The 17154-nt window shown below is 70.3% G+C and carries 10 protein-coding genes; 5 read left to right on the forward strand and 5 right to left on the reverse strand.

Features of this window, described 5'->3' with window-relative positions; all coding sequences use genetic code 11:
- Window positions 1–102 precede the first annotated feature (102 nt).
- Window positions 103–762 (forward strand): DUF4336 domain-containing protein, encoded by a 660-nt coding sequence (locus CDO87_RS02330; protein ID WP_100927262.1) that lies wholly within the window; start codon window positions 103–105, stop codon window positions 760–762.
- Here CDO87_RS02330 and CDO87_RS02335 read toward each other — a convergent pair.
- Entirely contained in the window at window positions 759–1511 is a 753-nt protein-coding gene (locus tag CDO87_RS02335; RefSeq protein WP_157814895.1) for a DUF4239 domain-containing protein, read from the reverse strand. The two genes, CDO87_RS02330 and CDO87_RS02335, sit on opposite strands and share 4 nt — an antisense overlap.
- Window positions 1512–1748: 237 nt before the next feature.
- Here CDO87_RS02335 and CDO87_RS02340 point away from each other — a divergent pair, with 237 nt between their 5' ends.
- Both CDO87_RS02340 and maiA read left to right on the forward strand, forming a co-directional pair.
- Window positions 1749–2444, forward strand: a complete 696-nt coding sequence (locus CDO87_RS02340; protein ID WP_100927264.1) for a fumarylacetoacetate hydrolase family protein — start codon at window positions 1749–1751, stop codon at window positions 2442–2444.
- 5 nt (window positions 2445–2449) lie between these two features.
- Window positions 2450–3091 carry a maleylacetoacetate isomerase gene (maiA, locus tag CDO87_RS02345; protein ID WP_100927265.1) on the forward strand — a complete coding sequence of 214 codons (642 nt, stop codon included), beginning with the start codon at window positions 2450–2452 and terminating at the stop codon, window positions 3089–3091.
- Window positions 3092–3304: 213 nt separating this feature from the next.
- Here the strand turns inward: maiA and CDO87_RS02350 are convergent, their stop codons facing one another.
- Both CDO87_RS02350 and CDO87_RS02355 read right to left on the reverse strand, forming a co-directional pair.
- Entirely contained in the window at window positions 3305–8371 is a 5067-nt protein-coding gene (locus CDO87_RS02350) for a translocation/assembly module TamB domain-containing protein (RefSeq protein WP_100927266.1), read from the reverse strand.
- On the reverse strand, window positions 8371–10185 hold the full coding sequence (locus CDO87_RS02355; RefSeq protein ID WP_254698294.1) for an autotransporter assembly complex family protein: 1815 nt from the start codon (window positions 10183–10185) through the stop codon (window positions 8371–8373). The genes CDO87_RS02350 and CDO87_RS02355 overlap by 1 nt, the downstream gene beginning before the upstream one ends.
- A 278-nt stretch (window positions 10186–10463) precedes the next feature.
- Here CDO87_RS02355 and CDO87_RS02360 point away from each other — a divergent pair, with 278 nt between their 5' ends.
- Both CDO87_RS02360 and CDO87_RS02365 read left to right on the forward strand, forming a co-directional pair.
- Window positions 10464–11645, forward strand: a complete 1182-nt coding sequence (locus CDO87_RS02360; protein ID WP_100927267.1) for a PLP-dependent aminotransferase family protein — start codon at window positions 10464–10466, stop codon at window positions 11643–11645.
- 491 nt (window positions 11646–12136) lie between these two features.
- Window positions 12137–13648 carry a malonyl-CoA synthase gene (locus tag CDO87_RS02365; RefSeq protein ID WP_100927268.1) on the forward strand — a complete coding sequence of 504 codons (1512 nt, stop codon included), beginning with the start codon at window positions 12137–12139 and terminating at the stop codon, window positions 13646–13648.
- 217 nt (window positions 13649–13865) lie between these two features.
- Here CDO87_RS02365 and CDO87_RS02370 read toward each other — a convergent pair whose 3' ends face one another.
- Window positions 13866–14750: a transglutaminase family protein gene (locus CDO87_RS02370; protein ID WP_100927269.1), complete on the reverse strand. Its 885-nt coding sequence runs from the start codon at window positions 14748–14750 to the stop codon at window positions 13866–13868.
- A gap of 7 nt (window positions 14751–14757) precedes the next feature.
- Window positions 14758–17154, reverse strand: a complete 2397-nt coding sequence (locus CDO87_RS02375; protein ID WP_100927270.1) for a circularly permuted type 2 ATP-grasp protein — start codon at window positions 17152–17154, stop codon at window positions 14758–14760.

Here is a 17154-nt window from a genome sequence, read left to right on the forward strand (position 1 = left end):
CCCTTCGTGTTTGCTTTGCCCTTGCGCCTGTGGTCCGATGCTCCTGCGTGGAAGGCCCCCGCGTGCGAAACCCTCCCGGCCCCCTCACACAGGACGATGCCCATGCTGGATCCGCTCGACGACAATCTCTGGGGCGTCGGCGGCCCGGACGTCGTGGCAGCGCTGGGGTTCAGCTATCCGACCCGGATGATCGTGGCCCGGCTGCCGGACGGCGGGCTGTGGGTGCATTCACCCATCCGCCTGACCGACGACCTGCGCGCCGCACTGGCCGGCCTCGGTCCCGTGGCCCACATCCTTGCACCGAACGCCCTGCACGACACATGGCTGGCGGACTGGGCCACGGCCTTCCCCGGTGCTGCCGTGTGGACGGCCCCCGGCGTCGCCGGGCCCGACCGCGCGCAGGTGGTCGAAACCGCCCCCGAGGCCTGGCAAGGCGTCTTCGACACGGTCCTGTTTCCCACCCGCCTCGCCCGGGAGCTGGTGCCCTTCCACCGCCCCTCGGGCACGATCCTCTTCACCGACCTCGTCCAGCACCTGTCGCCCCGGCGCTATCGCGGGTGGCGGTCGGTCGTGGCCCGCCTCGACGGCATGACTGCCCCCGCCCCCCGCGTGCCGCGAAAGTTCCGGCTGGCCACCGCCCCGCGCGAAGACGCCCGCGCAGCCCTGCGCGTGATGCTGGGCTGGCCGGTGACACGGATGACCATGGCACACGGGCCGGTCACACCGCAGCCCGACCTGGCGGCGCTCTTCGACTGGCTTTAGGAGCCGCCGATCTCCGTCTTCAGCAATTGCTGGAAGGCCACCGGGCTCAGGGCGCCGGGCTGCTCGAACGGGTCCGAGAAGGCGTAGATCACGTACATCACCAGCCCGCTGAACGCGCCGTAGACACTCAGCAGCATCAGGTGCAGCCGCGTCGGCGAAAAGACGAAATACGGCACCGTCACCAGCACCAGCCCCGACAGCGCCGCGACCCAGAACAGCATGTTCACCTCGTGCAGCGCCGTGTTCTGGCGTGCCTGCCGCAGCTCCGCGATCAGCTGCGCCTTGTGGACCATGTGCGTCCGCAGGTCCTCCTCCCGCGCGGTGCGGGGTTCGAGGTCGAGGACGGCGAGGTAGATCTTCTCCCGCAGCTGCCAGCCCTCCGCGCTCAGCGCCCGGTCGGCGGCCAGCTCCTGCCATTCCTCCTCCACCACCAGATGGGTGTAGCGCGTCAGCGCGGGCTGGACCTGTGCCGCGACATCCTCGCCGTAGCGGGCCGCATCGTTCCAGATGTCGGCGATGGCGGTGGCTTCCTCCGTCAGGTTGCCCTGAAGCTGGGTGTAATCCACCAGCTCCTGCGCAAAGACCAGCGCAAGGATCAGCCCGTGCAGCGCCGAGACGCGGATGATCACAGATCCCGCCAGCGTCTGCGTGTCGTCGGAGAAGCGCTGCCCCGCCAACAGCCGCACCGCGAAATAGACCGTCCAGGCGATCAGCACGGTGCCGCCCACGAACAGCACAGGATAAAGCATGTCGAGCACCCGCGTTCCCCCCTCTCGGCCCCCGTCATGGATAATCCGGGCGGCGCCTCTCTGCCAAGCCGGCAGACCGCAGGCCCCGCGAAGAGCCCGCGCACCATGGCAAATAGCGCGCAGCCCCCACCCCGTCCCGGCGCCGCGCCGAAAACGGATGACTGACCTGCCCCGCGGATTGCGCTATTGATCCGGCAAGGCCCGGCCCCGCCGGGCGGCCAGAACGGGAATCGCACCATGTCCTTCGTCATAGACCCCCAGCCGCAACCCTCCGTCGAGGTGGCCGGCAGCGCCGACCGCTTCCCGGTGCGCCGCATCTTCTGCGTCGGGCGCAACTACGCCGCCCACGCCCGCGAGATGGGAAAGGACCCGGATCGCGAACCGCCCTTCTTCTTCACCAAGCCCGCCGACGCCGTCGTCGGCCACGGCGCCACCATCCCCTATCCGCCAGAAACCGAGGACCTGCATTACGAGGCAGAGCTCGTGGTCGCGCTCGGCACCGGCGGCGCCGACATCGCCGAGGCGGACGCGCTCTCGCACATCTGGGGCTATGCCGCGGGCAACGACCTCACCCGGCGCGACCTGCAGGCCGCCGCGAAGGAACTGGGCCGCCCCTGGGACTTCGGCAAGGCCTTCGACAACTCCGCCGTGATCGGCCCGGTGCACCCCGTCAGCCGCACCGGCCACCTGTCCGAGGGCAGCATCCGCTTCACCGTGAACGGCACCGTCCGGCAGGAGGGCGACCTGGCCGAGATGATCTGGACCGTGCCGGAGGTGATCTCCATCCTGTCCCGCTCCATGACGCTGAAACCCGGCGACCTGATCATGACGGGCACGCCCGCGGGCGTCGGCGCGCTGACCTCCGGCGACACCTGCACCGTCTCGATCATGGGACTGCCCGACCTGACCTTCGGCATCGGACCACGGGGCTGACGGGCATGATCCTGCACAACTACTTCCGCTCCTCCACCTCGACCCGGCTGCGGGCGGCGCTGAACCTCAAGGGGCTGGGCTACGATTACGTCGCTCTGCCCCTGAAGGAGGGCGCCCACAGGACGCCCGAATTCCTCGCCAAGAACCCCGCCGGGCTGGTTCCGGTGCTGGAACTGGACGACGGCACGCTGCTGTCCCAATCGCTGGCGATCATCGAGTACCTCGACGACGTCCACCCCGAGCCGCCGCTCCTGCCCGCCGATCCGGTGCTCAGGGCCAAGGCGCGGGCGCTGGCCTATACCGTCGCCTGCGAGATCCACCCGCTGAACAACCTGCGCGTCCTGCAATACATCGCCCGCTCCTACGGCGCCTCCGCCGAAGCGCAGAAGGAGTGGTTCACCCACTGGGTCACCGAAAGCTTCGAGGCGCTGGAAACCATCCTCGCCGCATCGCCGGAAACCGGCACCTTCTGCATCGGCGACACGCCGGGCCTGCCGGACATCTGCCTCTATGCGCAGGTCTGGAACAACCGCCGCTTCGGCATCGCCACCGAACAGTGGCCGACCATCGCCCGGATCTACGCCACGCTCGACGGCATCGACGCCTTCACCCGCGCCGCCCCGCCGAACCAGCCCGACGCGGAGTAGCCGCGTCTCGGCCGACAGGGCCGGCTCTCCGGCCCCGTCCCGGCACAACCGCCACGCCAGAGGTCATTCAAGGCCCTGCCAAGCGACCGGCCCGACCACGCGCAAGGCGTTCGCGACCCGCTTCACAGGTCCGCATCCCCAAGCCCCAAAGATAAAGGCCGGAGGCTTCCGCCCCCGGCCCTGTCCCTCACACGGCCCCCTCCGGGGTGTGCGTCAGTAATCCTTCTCGAAGTACACGCCCAGGCCGCTGGTGCCGTCGGACCCGACCCGTCCCCGCACCGTCACCGAATCCGTGACGTTGAGGTTCAGGTTGATCTCGCTCGTACCGTCGCTCCCGACCACCACGTCGGTATAGATGTTCTCCGAGATGTACTTGCCGACCCGCGCCTCGGCGGTGCCGTCCTCCGACGTGCCGATGTCGAGGTTGTCGACACCAAGGCCGTTGCGCAGCTCGTTGGTCAGGCCAAGCCCGCCCTGCCCCGACAGCGTCCGGATCGCGGCGGCCAGCTGCACCGCCTGCAACGGCGACAGGTTCGTGACCGACTGGCCGAAGAGGAAGAAGGCCAGCGCCTCGTCCTGCGGCAGGTCGGGCGAACTGGTCACCGTCAGCTCCGGCGAGGTGGCCGGCCCCTCGATCGAGATGGTGATCTCCGTGTCCTCGACCCGGCTGACCGCGGCGAAGCGGATGTAGGGGTCGAAACTGCCGCGCAGCGCGACCTCCCCGACCGTCAGGTCCAGCCTGCGGCCCAGCAGGTCCAGACGACCGCGCACGAGGTCGAACTGCCCCACCGGCACGATGTCCGCCGTGGTGCCCGTCAGCCGCAGGGAGCCGCCCAGTTCCGCGTCCAGCCCGCGCCCGCGCACGAAGATGCGGTTCGGCGCGTTCACCGTCAGGTCGATGGGATAGGCCGCGCGCGCGCCGCCGTCCCCGCCCTGCGCCGCCTGCACCTTCGGTCCCAGCCCCGCGAACTTCAGCGTCAGCGCCACGTCCGAGGGCATGTTGACGTGCTTCAGCCCGTCCAGCGCCTGGTAGCTCGGCCCGATGTTGGGGATGCGCACCTCGACCTGTCCAAGGTCGATGCGGCCCGCGATCCGGGCACCGCCGGTGAGCGGCCCGTCGACGGTGATGCGCCCGTCCGCCGTGGTCTCGAACACGTCCGCGCGGCGCAGCCCGGCATCGACCAGCGTGGCGACGAGCTGCGCGTTGTACGGCGCCGACAGCGTGATCGGTCCGGTGATCCGCACCTGCCCGCCGGTCGAGATGTTGCCCGTCAGGTCAAGCTCCGCCCGACCGCCGTTCAGCCCCACGCCACCCGCAATCCCGTCGAGCGAGATGTCGAGCGAGGGCACCGCCAGCCGCGCGCCGGTGGTCGACACGCGCCCGCTGATCGCCGCAAGCGAGGGCCGCCCGTTCACCGCCACCTCGAAATTGAGGACGCCGGTGATCGACTGCGGCGCCAGCCGCGCGTTGGCCAGCCCCAAGGGCGCCGTGCCGTTCAGGTTCAGGTTCACGGTCGAGAAGTCCTGCGCCGCCGTGCCGCTGACCCGCGCGCCAACCCCGCCCGGCCCGGTGCCGTTCAGGTCCACCTGCCATGGTCCGCCGGAATGCCGCACCGTGCCAGAGACGGTCCCGGTGCCCGGAAGCTCCGGCACCAGCCGCTCCAGACCGGCAACCGAAACGTCGAGCCTCAGGTCCGCCGCCTGCCCCGACAGCGACCCGCTGACCGAGCCGTCGATGGAAGAGCCGTCGACCACCAGCCGCTCGATCCTGAGCGCGCCGCCCGCGGTGCGCTGGATGTCGATGTCGGCCCGCGTGGTGCCCGCAAGGAAGGGGTCCAGCGTCAGGTTGCCGATGCCGAGGCCCTGCGCCGTCACCGTGCCGGTCACGTCCACCGGCCCGTCCGGCTGCACCAGCGCGATATCGGTGTCGAAGGTGACCGACCCGCGCAGCGCCTGCCCGGTCAGCCCCGCCAGCGCGGAAAGGTTGGGCATGCTGCCCTGCGCCCGGCCGTCGACCCGAAGCTGCCCGTCGTCCATCAGCCCCGCCACGGTGCCGGAGAAGCGCAGGTTCGCCGCGCCGTCCAGCGACAGCGACGACACGGTGATGACGTCCGACGCATCGCGCGAGGCCGTGACGTTCAGCGTCGTGGTGCCGCGCAGCAGGGGATCGACCGCCGGGATCGACAGCGCCACGTCGCGCGCCTGCACGTCCGCCGACAGGTCGAGCGGTCCCGACATCAGGGTGCCGCTGGCCCGCACATCGGCCACCACCGCGCCCGACAGCTGCCGTCCCGCAAGGCCCGACAGCGGCGCCAGCCGCGGCAGGTCCGCCTGCACGCGCCCGTCGATGGCCGCATCCTCCAGCGAGGAGCCAGACACCGTGCCGTCCAGCGTGACCGTGCCCACGCCGTCATAGTTCAGATCGCTCAGGGTATAGCGCCCCTCTGCGTCCCGCTCTGCCGCGAAGCGCAGCGAGGAGGTCCCCGCCAGAAGCGGATCGACGGAGGGCAGCGACAGGACCACGTCCCGCGTCGATGCCGTGCCCGACACCTCCAGCGGCCCGGACATGATCGTGCCCGAGGCGGTGACATCGGCGATCACCGCGCCCGACATCTCCCGCCCGGCCAGCCCCGACAAGGGTGCCAGCCTTGGCAGGTCCGCCTGCACACGCCCGTCGATGGCGGCATCCTCCAGCGAGGTGCCCGTCACCGTTCCGTCCAGCGTGATCGTCCCGATGCCGCGATAGGTGAACGCGCTCAGGGTATAGAGCCCATCCGCATTCCGCCGCGCATCGAACTGCAGGTCCGAGCGTCCGGTCAGCAGCGGATCGAAGCGGTCGAGCCCGGTCACCACGTCCTGCGTCCGGGCATTGCCGCGCAGGGTCAGCGGGCCCTGCATCACCTGCCCCGTCGCATCGACGTTGGCCAGCACGCTGCCCGACATCTGCCGCCCGGCGACACCGCTCAGCGGCGCGAGGTTCGGCACGTCGACCAGCAACTTGCCGTCGACCTCCGCATCCTCCAGCGAAGACCCCGTCACCGTCCCGTCCAGCCGGATCGTGCCCAGCCCGTCGTACTTCAGGTCCTGCAGCTCGAACCGCTTGTCGATGCCGCGCCGCGCGGTGAAGGACAGGTCCGACACGCCGTCCAGCAGCGCATCCACCGCGTCGATGGACACCGACACGTTGGTCGTCCGCGCCTCGACCGTCGCCTCGAAAGTCTGCGCGCCGACCACGCCCTGTCCGTTCACCGACAGGTTGGCCGCGCCCGACAGGTCGCGCCCCGCAAGCTCGGAGAAGGGCGAGAGCCGCGACACCTGCGCCTCGAGCGCGCCGATGATCGACGGACCGTTCTGCGCCTCCGGATCGACCGTCCCGTCGAACTGCACCTGCGCCACGTCCGGGATCGTGCCGTTCAGGTCGATGTCCCAGCCCTGCGGCCCCTGCACCGCCGTCACGGCGATGTCCGACTGGCCCTCGACCCCCGGCAGCAGCAGCGCCGTGTCGTTCAGCACGATGTCGAGGTCCGCCTGCCCGGTGCCGCTGGCCAGTTGCGCCGTGCCGTTGATCTGCGCCGCCGCCGTGGCGATGCGCAGCACGTCGGCAAACAGCCCGGTCTCGTCGCGCCGCGCCTCCACCCGGATCGATCCGCTCCCCGCGAGCAGCGGGTCGGCCTGCGCGATGCCGGTGGCAAGGTTGCGCGTCGTACCGTTCAGCGCGATGTCGAACCCGCCCGAGGACGGCAGCACCGCCCCGCTGATCCTCACCTCGGCGGAACCGTCGAGGTCGAGACCCGCCAGCGCGCCAAAGCGCGACAGGTTGTCGGCCCTCAGCCGCACATCCGGCGAGATCACCGGGTTCAGCGCGTCCAGCGCGCTCACCGACACCTCGCCGTCCAGCCCGTAGTCGGCGCCCGACAGGTCGAGATCGGTGATCAGCAGCGGCGAACTCGGCTGCCAGCCGAAATCGAGCGTCCCGTTCAGCGCCGGGCCCACCGCCTGCGCCAGCGCCGGATCGTCCAGCCCGAGGTCCGACACGCCAAGCCGCACGGTCCCCGTGACCCGCGTCTCGTCGCGCGCGATCTCGCCGTTGCCCGACAGGGACAGCCGGTCGATGGTGCCCAGCCCCTCGCGGTCGAAGCCCTCGACCACGGTCTGCAGGCTCCAGCCGTTGCCTTCCTCGGCGTTGAAGGTGGCCTCAAGCGTGACACCCGCCACGCTCGTCTCGGCCCCCGGGATCGGCAGGACCACGCGCTCGCCCTGCGGCGGGGTGATCCCGCCCTGAAGGTCCAGCCGCTCCGGCCAGCCGTCCGCACCGATCCGGGCATACCCGGTCAGCCGCAGCGCCTCCGCGCTCAGTTCCAGCTCGCTCAGCTCCGTGGCGCCGTCCGCCTGCTGCAGGACCTCCGTCGTCATCGACACGCTGTCGCCCAGGAACTCGCGGTACTGCGGCGCCACCAGCGAGGCCACGTCGCCCGCCACGTCCATCCGGAAGCGGCGCGTGTCCTCGTTGCCGTCGGCGCGCAGGATCACCGTCCCGGCCAGCCGCTCCGTGCCGTCGGTGGCCAGCGTCAGCTCCGCCTCGAAATCGTCGATCGGCGCATTGCCCTGAAGGGTCAGCGCCAGCGACGGCTCCCCCGGCACGCCCAGCAGCGACACAGCAAGACCGCCCTCGGGCTCCTGCACCGACAGGTCGAGCCCCAGCACCCGCGTGCCGTTCGAATAGCTGCCGGTCAGCGCGATCTGCCCGCCCCGGTCCAGCCGCTCGATGTTCAGTTCCGCCTGCCCCTCGCCGCCCTGGAGGGAGGCAGAGCCGGTGACGCGCAGCTGCGCCGCCTCGCCGATCACGGCCTCGCCCAGCTCGACCGTGTCGACCTGCAACTGTTCGAGGATCAGCGCCACCGGCAGGTCGGGCAGCGCGAAGGCACTGCGCGCCTCGGGCGCCGGCGTCTCGGACGGGGCACTGGGCAGACGCGGCAGCGACAGCGTCTCCATCGAGATCTCCTGGATCTCGACCCGGCCACGCAACAGGTCGCTGCGGTTCCACTGGAGCGCGACGTTCGACGCCTCCAGCCAGACGCCCTGCGGATCGGCGATGGTGATCCGGTCGACCGTGGCGCGCGACGACAGCGCCCCGCGGAACCCTTCCAGCCGCACCGTCATGTTGTCGTTCGACAGCGCGTCTTCCAGAAGCCCCTGGATGTAGCCGCGGTCGCTGTTCTCGTCCTGCGCCACGACCGCAAAGGGCCACAGCAGGCAGAGGCAAAGTAGGAGAAGCCGCATCAGAAGGCCTGCCCGATCCCGATATAGAGTTGCACGCCGTCGCCCGTATCGCCCGACACCGGCCCTGCGATGTCGAAGCGGATCGGGCCGACCGGCGTCTTATAGCGCGCGCCGATCCCGGCACCGGAGTGCCAGTCGCCGCTGCCGTCGTAGAAACTTTCGGGGCCGATGTAGCCCGCGTCGGCAAAGGCCACGATGCCCAGCTTGCCGGTCACGTCGACCCGCACCTCGCCCGACAGGCCGACGAAGCTGCGCCCGCCAAGGCGCGTGCCATCGGAATAGAGCGCATTGAGCGACTCGAAGGGCTGGCCGCGCACGGTGCCGCCGCCGCCCGAGTAGTACAGGTAATCCGGCGGCGCATCCGCCGCCTCCGGCCCGAACAGCCCGCCCAGTTGCAGGCGCGCCGCGGCAACCACCGCGTCGTCCTCCATGAAGGCCTTGTAGTACCGCGCGTCGAAATCGTACTTCGCGCCCGCGTCGTCGCCCGACAGGATGGTGAACGGCTCCACCGCCGAGCGCAGGAAAAATCCGTTGCGCGCGTCAAGCTGATCGTCGCGCTTGTCCCATGTCAGCGAGACCGGCAGCGCCAGCACGTCCAGCGTCCGCTCCGGTTCGCCCGGCAGGTAGAGGTCGGTGATCTCCGACCGCGACAGGGTCAGGCCGATCTCGCCGGTCAGCGTGTCGCTGAACTCCTGGCTGACACCGATGCCAAAGCCCGCCTGCCGCGAGATGTAATCCGGCTCTTCCTCGTAGCTGACCGAGGCGGTGGCAAAGAACAGCGTGTCCGGCCCGTAGACCGCCGGCTTCTCGAACCGGGCGGAAATCTCGTAGTCCGGCTTCACGTCCTGCCCGGCAAGCTGCCGCACCTCGCCGTCGATGCGGAACCGTTCCGCCCCGCCGAAGATGTTGCGGTGCAGCCAGAAGGAGGTCAGCTTCAGCCCCTCGTTCGAGGACAGCTCCGCGCCGAAGCCGAAGCGCCGCGGCTTGCGGTCGGTGACGTCGATCAGGATGTCCAGCTCGTTGCCCGGCCCGGGCCGCTCTTCCAGCGTGACCGACCGGAAGGTGCCGACGGTGCGCAGCCGCTCCGCGCCCTTGTCCACCTCGTCGGGATCGAAGACCCCGCCGCGCGGGATGCCCGCGATCTGCCGGATGCGCGCGTCTTTGACCGCGCTGTCGGAGGTCACGATCACCTCGCCGAAGCGGTACTGACGGCCCGGGTCGATGCGCACGATCACGTCGAGGATACCGGCCTCGTGACGCGCGGTGATCGACTGGTCCTGCACCCGCGCCGTGGCGTTGCCCACCTGCCGCCAGCCGGTGATCACGTCTTGCGTGCGGTTGCGCACGGCGCTGGCCCGCGCCCGCTCGCCGCTGTCGAACTGCTCGGTCTCTGGCGTGCCCGGCGCCACCGGCGCCACCACCGCGTCGCCGAAGACGAACCGCTTGCCCGGTTCCACGATCACGTCGATATGCGAAATCCGGTCCGGCGTCTCGAACGGCGGAATGGTCGCCGCCTCGCGCCCGTCGATGCGGATGCGCACGTTCGGCCCGTAATAGCCCTGCGCATAAAGCGCCTCGACCAGCCGGGTGTAGTCCCCCTGCGCCGCGGCCATGACGTCCTGCGGCGGCTGTTCGTCCCGCGACTCGATCTCCGACAAGGTCGAAACGGCCCGCAGGATGTCCCGCAGTTCCTCCGACACGTCGCCGACGTACTGGAAATTGATGCTGTCGAGCGCGGGCGCGATACCCGGGCACATGGCCAGAACCATCACACCACAGGCCTTGCCTGCACGCCGCCACCCCCGGAGCCCCATGCACGTTCCTTTCCCGTGTCTCATTGGCGGAAACACTAAATCATCTTTGTTCAGTAGACAGGGCCTAATCCGAAATTAGGCGAAAAAAGGCACAGATTTTGTGGCCTGGGCGCGTGCAGACCGCCACTTATGTCGGTGCCCACAAGAGTTGCCCCTGCGGAAACTTCCAATCCGGGGCTACGCCCGGGCAACTTTTCCGTGTTAAGGACGGCCAGTCCCGGCACGTGGGCGGACCCGGTCCCTGCCCCGCGCCCCATCCATCCGACCGGAGACGCGCCATGTCCCACCCGCCCTTCGCCGACTGGCTCAGCCAGACGAACGATGTCACCTCCACCTTCCTCGCCGCGGGCCAGATCCCCGGCCTGATCAACCTGGCGGGCGGGCTGCCCGATCCTTCCGCCTGGCCGGTGGAGGCGCTGGCCGACCTGGCTAAAGAAGCGGTGCGGGACTTCCCGGCGGAATCGCTGGCCTACGGCCCGGTGCCCGGACAGCCCCGGCTGCGCGACGCCATCGCCGCGCGTTTCTCCACCGACGCGCTGCCGCTCACCCGTGACAACGTGCTCGTGACCACCGGCGGCACCCAGGCGCTGGCCGCCCTCGGGCTGGCGCTGGTGATGCCCGGCCAGACCATCGCCGTGCAGACGCCCGCCTACCTCGGCGCGCTCGACACATGGCGCGCGCGGATGCCCGACTACCGGCCCATGGTGCTGGAGGATCCGGGCTTCGACCCGACAGCCGCCATGACCGGCGCGCAGTTCGCCTACACCGTGCCGAACTTCTCCAATCCGTCCGGACGCCTCGTCGGCACGGACCGGCGCCGCGCCCTGATCGACGCCGCCCGCCACACCGGCACATGGCTGGTGGAGGACGATCCCTACGGCGCGCTCTACTACGACGGCGCCCCCCTGCCCACCATGCTTGAGATGGCCGGCCCCGGCAGCCCGGTGATCTACCTCGGCACCGTGTCGAAGGAGCTGGCCCCCGGCCTGCGCATCGGCTGGGCCATCGCCGACCCCGCGATGATCGAGGCGCTCTCTGCCGCCAAGCAGGGCACCGACATGTTCTCCTCCGGGCTCTGCCAGATGGTCACCGCGCTGGCCTTCGAACGCGGCGTGCCGGAGGCGATCCGCCCGCACATCCTGTCGATGTACCGGGCGCGCCGGGATGCGCTCTGCGCCGCGATGGAGACACACCTCTCCGACTGGTTCACCTGGGAAAAGCCTGAGGGCGGCATGTTCATCTGGGCCCGCGCCCGCGACAGCCGTCTGAACACCGACGCGCTGATGCGCGCAGGGCTGGCGGAAGGCGTGTGCATCTCCCCCTCCAGCGTCTTCGACCCGGCGCACCGCGACCACGGCGGGATGCGGCTGAACTTCACGCTGAACCCGCCGGAGAAGCTGGAGGAAGGCATCCGCCGCCTCGCCCGCACCACCCGCGCCGTCCTCCGCGACGCCGCCTGACCGGCCCGCGCAGGCACACAGCTTGCCGGAGAGGACCGTCGCGCTCAAGCGGCGGTCTTCAGTCACGGCCCGCGGCCCTCCGCGTCCCTCCCCAATCGCACCGATCCAACCGCAAACGCCCCTTTCCGCGCGGCAAAAATCCGGCCGGCAGCCCGCCGTGCAGGACATGCGCGTGCCCCGGCCTCACGCGAACCGGACAAGCCTCCGATCCAACGCCAAACGCCCCTTTCCATGCAAAAAGCGCCTCTCCATCGGCCTTTCGCGCACGATCCCGGCGCGCCCGCCCCAAACAGCGTGCCCGATCCCTCGCGGTCCACCAATGAACGCCCGTTTTCGTGCATCAAACGCCGCGCCAAAGGCGCATCCTGCACGATACCCGGCGGGCGATGCGTGACGCCCCCGGCCCCGTCCTCCATCACCCCCGCCCTCTCGACATCCGCGACCGGCTCCGCCAGAACACCCCGGACCGCGAATTCAGGACAGGTGATGCGATGGCCAACCCGCTCTACGACGCCCTTTTCGGCAAGCACGAAGGCAAGGACACGCCCTTCCTGCACATGCTCGACGGGACGACGCTGACCCATGCGAGCTTTGTCCGCAACGCCGCGCGCATCGCCCATGTGCTGACCTCGCTCGGCCTCGAACCCGGGGACCGGCTGGCCATGCAGGTCGAGAAGAGCGCCGAGGCCCTCGCCCTCTACGCCGCCTGCGTGCAGGCCGGGGTGATCTTCCTGCCGCTCAACACCGCCTACACCGCAGACGAGCTGAGCTATTTCATCGAGAACAGCGGCGCGAAGGTCGTGGTCTGCGACAGTGCCGCCGTCCCGGTGCTGGAGCCCATCGCCGACCGCCTCGGCGCGCGCGTCGAGACGATGGACGCCGACGGCACGGGCACGCTGACGACCTCTGCCGCGGGCCAGCCCGACACCTTCATGACGGTGGACCGCACGAAGGACGACCTCGCCGCCTTCCTCTACACCTCCGGCACCACAGGGCGGTCGAAGGGCGCGATGCTGACGCAGGACAACCTGCTGTCGAACGCCACCGTCCTCGCCACCGAATGGCGCTTCACGGCGGACGACGTGCTGATCCACGCGCTGCCGATCTTCCACACCCACGGGCTTTTCGTGGCCACCAACGTCTCGCTCGTCGCGGGCGGCGCGATGATCTTCATGCCGAAGTTCGACGCCGCCACCGTGCTGGACCGGATGCCCGAAGCGACCGCGCTGATGGGCGTGCCGACCTTCTACACCCGCCTGCTGGACGAGCCGCGCTTCACCCGCGACCTGGCCGCGGGCATGCGGCTCTTCGTCTCCGGCTCCGCGCCGCTGCTGGCCGAAACCCATGTCCGTTTCGAGGAACGCACCGGCCACCGCATCCTCGAACGCTACGGCATGACCGAGACCAACATGAACACCTCAAACCCCTACGACGGCGAACGCCGCGCCGGCACCGTGGGCTTCCCGCTGCCGGGGGTGGAGCTCAAGGTCTGCGACCCCGAGACCGGCGCCGACCTGCCGCGGGGCGAGATCGGCGTGATCGAGGTGCGCGGCCCCAATGTCTTCAAGGGCTACTGGCAGATGCCCGAGAAGACCGCCGCCGAGCTGCGCGAGGACGGCTTCTTCATCACCGGCGACCTCGGGATGATCGACGCGGAGGGCTACGTGGTGATCGTCGGGCGCAACAAGGACCTCGTCATCTCCGGCGGGTTCAACATCTACCCCAAGGAGATCGAGCTGGTGCTGGACGACCAGCCCGGCGTGCTGGAAAGCGCGGTGATCGGTGTCCCCCACCCGGATTTCGGCGAGACCCCGGTGGGCCTGCTGGTGGCAGAGGCGGGCGCCACCCCCGACCTCGACGCGATCGCCGCCGACGTGGCGGGGAAACTCGCCCGCTTCAAGCATCCCCGCCGCCTGATCGTCGTGGACGCCCTGCCGCGCAACACCATGGGCAAGGTCCAGAAGAACGTGCTGCGCGAGACCTACGCCGGCCTCTTCGCCTGAGCGGGGTTGCCGGTTTCGCCGCGCTGACGCGCGCCGATCCGCGCGCGGGCAAGGCCCGCGCGGTGGGGGCGCTGCCCCCGCCGCCCGAGGCGGCTCCCCCGAGGTATTTTCGCCAAGATGAAGGCCGGGAGCGGTCCGGCGGTTCCGGGGAGGGCGGCCCGTATGGGGTGCCGTGCGGGGCGCGTCCGACCGGGCCGCCGGGGGCGCCTTGCCGGGCCTATTCGTCGGTCGGGACCATGTCGACGCTGTGTTCCGTCGTGTGCGGCCCGGCGCTGCGCAGCGAGCCCTTGACCGGCGCCACGTCGGCGTAGTCGCGCCCGACCGCCACCGCCACGTGGTCCTGCGCCACGCGCAGGTCGTTTGTCGGGTCGATCTCCACCCACCCGGTTTCGCGCCCGCACCAGGCACGCACCCAGGCGTGCATCGCATCGGCCCCTTCGAGGCGGGGCTGGCCTTCGGGCGGCGTGGTCCTGAGGAACCCCGAGACGTAGCCCGCGGGCACGCCCACCGACCTCAGCCCCGCGATCATCACGTGGCTGAAGTCCTGGCAGACGCCGCGTCTCTGGCGGAAGGCCTCGGCGGGATCGGTGGCCACGTCGGTCGCCTCCGGGTCGAAGGCGAAGGCCTCGTGCAGCGCCGTGCTGAGCGCGGTCACCGCCTCCAGCGCGGTCTGCGCCGGGTTCGTCACGTCGCGCGCGAAGGCGGTGATGTCCCTGACCGGGCGCACCCGTTCGGAGGCGCCGGTGAAGTGGTGCGGGCTTTCCGGTCCCAGCGCGTGTTCCGCCGCCACGTCCTCCTTCAGGAGGCCCAGCGGCGGCGAGAGGTCCATCAGCGCCTCCGGCCGGTGGCACATCATCCGCCCCTGGAAGCGGAAGGAGACGTCCTCCAGCGCCTCCTCGAAGGTCATCGCCGTCAGCGCGTTGCCGAAGAAGTCGCGCTCGTCGCTGCGCAGCTGCGGTTCGGGATCGGCCGAGACATGCCCCGCCATCAGCCGCTGGCGCGCGTTGGTCAGCGGCAGCATCCTGAGCAGCGTCCGCGCCGCGGTGGCCGGGCTCTCGTACAGGTAGCGGATCGCCAGCGTGATGTCGTATTGAACAGGCATCTGCCCCTCAGTTCATGTAGCGCGCGCCAAGCGCATCCGACACCGCCATCAGCCGCTCCGCCACCCCGAGCAGGTCCGCGGTGGTCACGGTCTCCGGCGTGGCGACGGCCAGGTCGGTCTCGAGCCGCAGGAGCGCGCGCGCCGTGTCGCCCATCTGCGTGCCCTCGTAGGGCTGCGGCAGGCGCGCCTGTTCCGCCCTCAGGATCTCCACCTGAGAGAAGATGGAGCGCGGGTTGTCCGGGTCGAGGGCCAGCATGTCGACCACCGTCTCGCGCTGTGCCACCACGGAGTAGCGGCGGCGGTGGGTCATGACGCTGTCGCCGATCTCGATCGCCGCGTCGAGCCCACCGGGCGGCGCCTCCTCGTCGGCGAAGGCGGCCAGAAGCCGCGCGGTCTGGATGCCGCGTTCGACGCAGCGCCCCATGGTCATGAAGCGCCAGCCCGAGGCGCGGAACATGTTGTCGTTCACAAGCCCCGCGAAGCCCGCGTTCTTGCGCAGGAGCTGGCTCATGGGGCGGGCCATGTCCACGTCCTCCGCCTCTTCGCCGGACAGCGTGCGGGCCAGCGCCGTCACCTCGTTCAGCGCGTACCAGCCGTCGTCGGAGAAGCGGTCGCGCACCTTGCCCGCGCAGGTCAGCGCGCTTTCGAAGAGGCGCAGCAGCCCCTGCGGGATCACCTGGTCGTCGTCCATGCCGAGGCCGCTCAGCATGTCGTCGAAGATGTCGAACAGAGGGCTGTGCCCCAGACCGCTGTCGTCGCGCCTCAGCCGCACGGCGCGCAGCGTGCGCATGGCGAACTCGGCCCGTTCCACGTAGCGGCCCAGCCAGAAGAGGTTGTCGGCGGCCCGCGCCGGCAGCCGGGCAGAGCGGTAGCGCACGAAGGGCGCGCCGCCGGTATGGGTCAGGCTGTCGGGTTTCACCGGTTTCCTGGCCACCACCCAGACGTCCGCGACCGATCCGCCGGACTGCATCGCCAGCGCCGTGGGGTCTTCCGTCCGGCCGATGCGGGCATAGCCGCCGGGCATCACCTCCCAGCCCTGCGGGGTGCGCACGGCGAAGGCGCGGATCACCATCGGGCGCGGCAGCAGCTTGCCGTCGATCATCGCGGGCGTCGTGGACAGCGTCACCGCCTCCTGCCCCACGAGGTCGGCGCCGTTCGCCTCCAGCCAGTCGCGGACCGCCATCTGCGCGGTGGAGCGGAACCGCCCCCCCAGCGCCGTCGAGCCGTCCATCTCGAACGGCAGGTCGGTGGACATGGCGGGCGCGATCATCATCCGTTCGAGGTTCTCGCGCACATGCGCCAGCTCGCGCCGCTGGCCGCACCACCATGTCGCGATGTTGGGCAGCTTCAGCGGCGCGCCGGTCACCTGCTCGCAGATCCGCGGCAGGAAGGCCATCAGCGCCCGCGCCTCCAGCACACCCGACCCCAGCGCATTCAGCATCGACACCGTGCCCGCGCGCAGGGCGGACACCATCCCCGGCGTCCCGATGGCCGAACGTTCGTCCAGCTCCAGGGGATCGGCAAAGCGCGCGTCCAGCCTGCGCCACAGCACCGACACAGGCTCAAGCCCGTTGATCGTGCGCACCATCAGCCCGTCCGGCGTCACCGTCAGGTCGGCGCATTCCAGCAGCAGAAGGCCCAGGTAACGCGCGATATAGGCATGTTCGAAATAGGTGTCGGTGTGCTGGCCCGGCGTCAGGATCGCCACCTGCCCGCCGCCCGGCCCCTTCAGCCCGGTCAGGCTGTCGCGGAACGAGCGGAAGAACCCCGCCAGCCGGTGCACGTTGGCCTCCGGGAAGAAATCGGTGAAGGTCCGCGTCGTGGCCATGCGGTTTTCCAGCGCAAAGCCCGACCCCGAAGGCGCCTGCGTCCGGTCGCCCAGTACCAGCCAGCTGCCGTCCGGCGACCGACCGATCTCGAAGGCGATCATGTGCAGGTAATGTCCCGACCGCGGCTGCACGCCCACCAGAGGGCGCAGCCATTCGGGGTTGTCGGTCACCAGCTGCGGCGGCAACAGCCCCTTCTTCACCAGGTCGCCCGGCCCGTAGAGGTCCGCCATCAGCGCCTCAAGCAGGTCGGCGCGCTGGATCAGCCCCTCGGCCAAATCGGCCCATTCGGATTCGGCGATCATCACCGGGATGTGCGACAGCGGCCAGTCGCGCATGGTGGAATCGCTGTCGGTGTACTGCCGGTAATAGACGCCCGCATCCTTCAGGTACTGGTCGCCGCGCGCGAAATCCGCCGCCAGATCCTCGGGCGAGGTCCTGGCGAGGAACTCGATCATCGGCTTCCAGACCGGGCGCACCGTGCCGTCGGCGCGCAGAAGCTCGTCGGCCACCCCTTCGGGCGGCCGATAGCCTTCGATCGCCTTGAGGCGTGACTTGGCGGCCCTCCCTTCCGCCAT

This window comes from Sagittula sp. P11 (assembly GCF_002814095.1).
In the GTDB taxonomy this organism is placed as follows: Bacteria; Pseudomonadota; Alphaproteobacteria; order Rhodobacterales; family Rhodobacteraceae; genus Sagittula.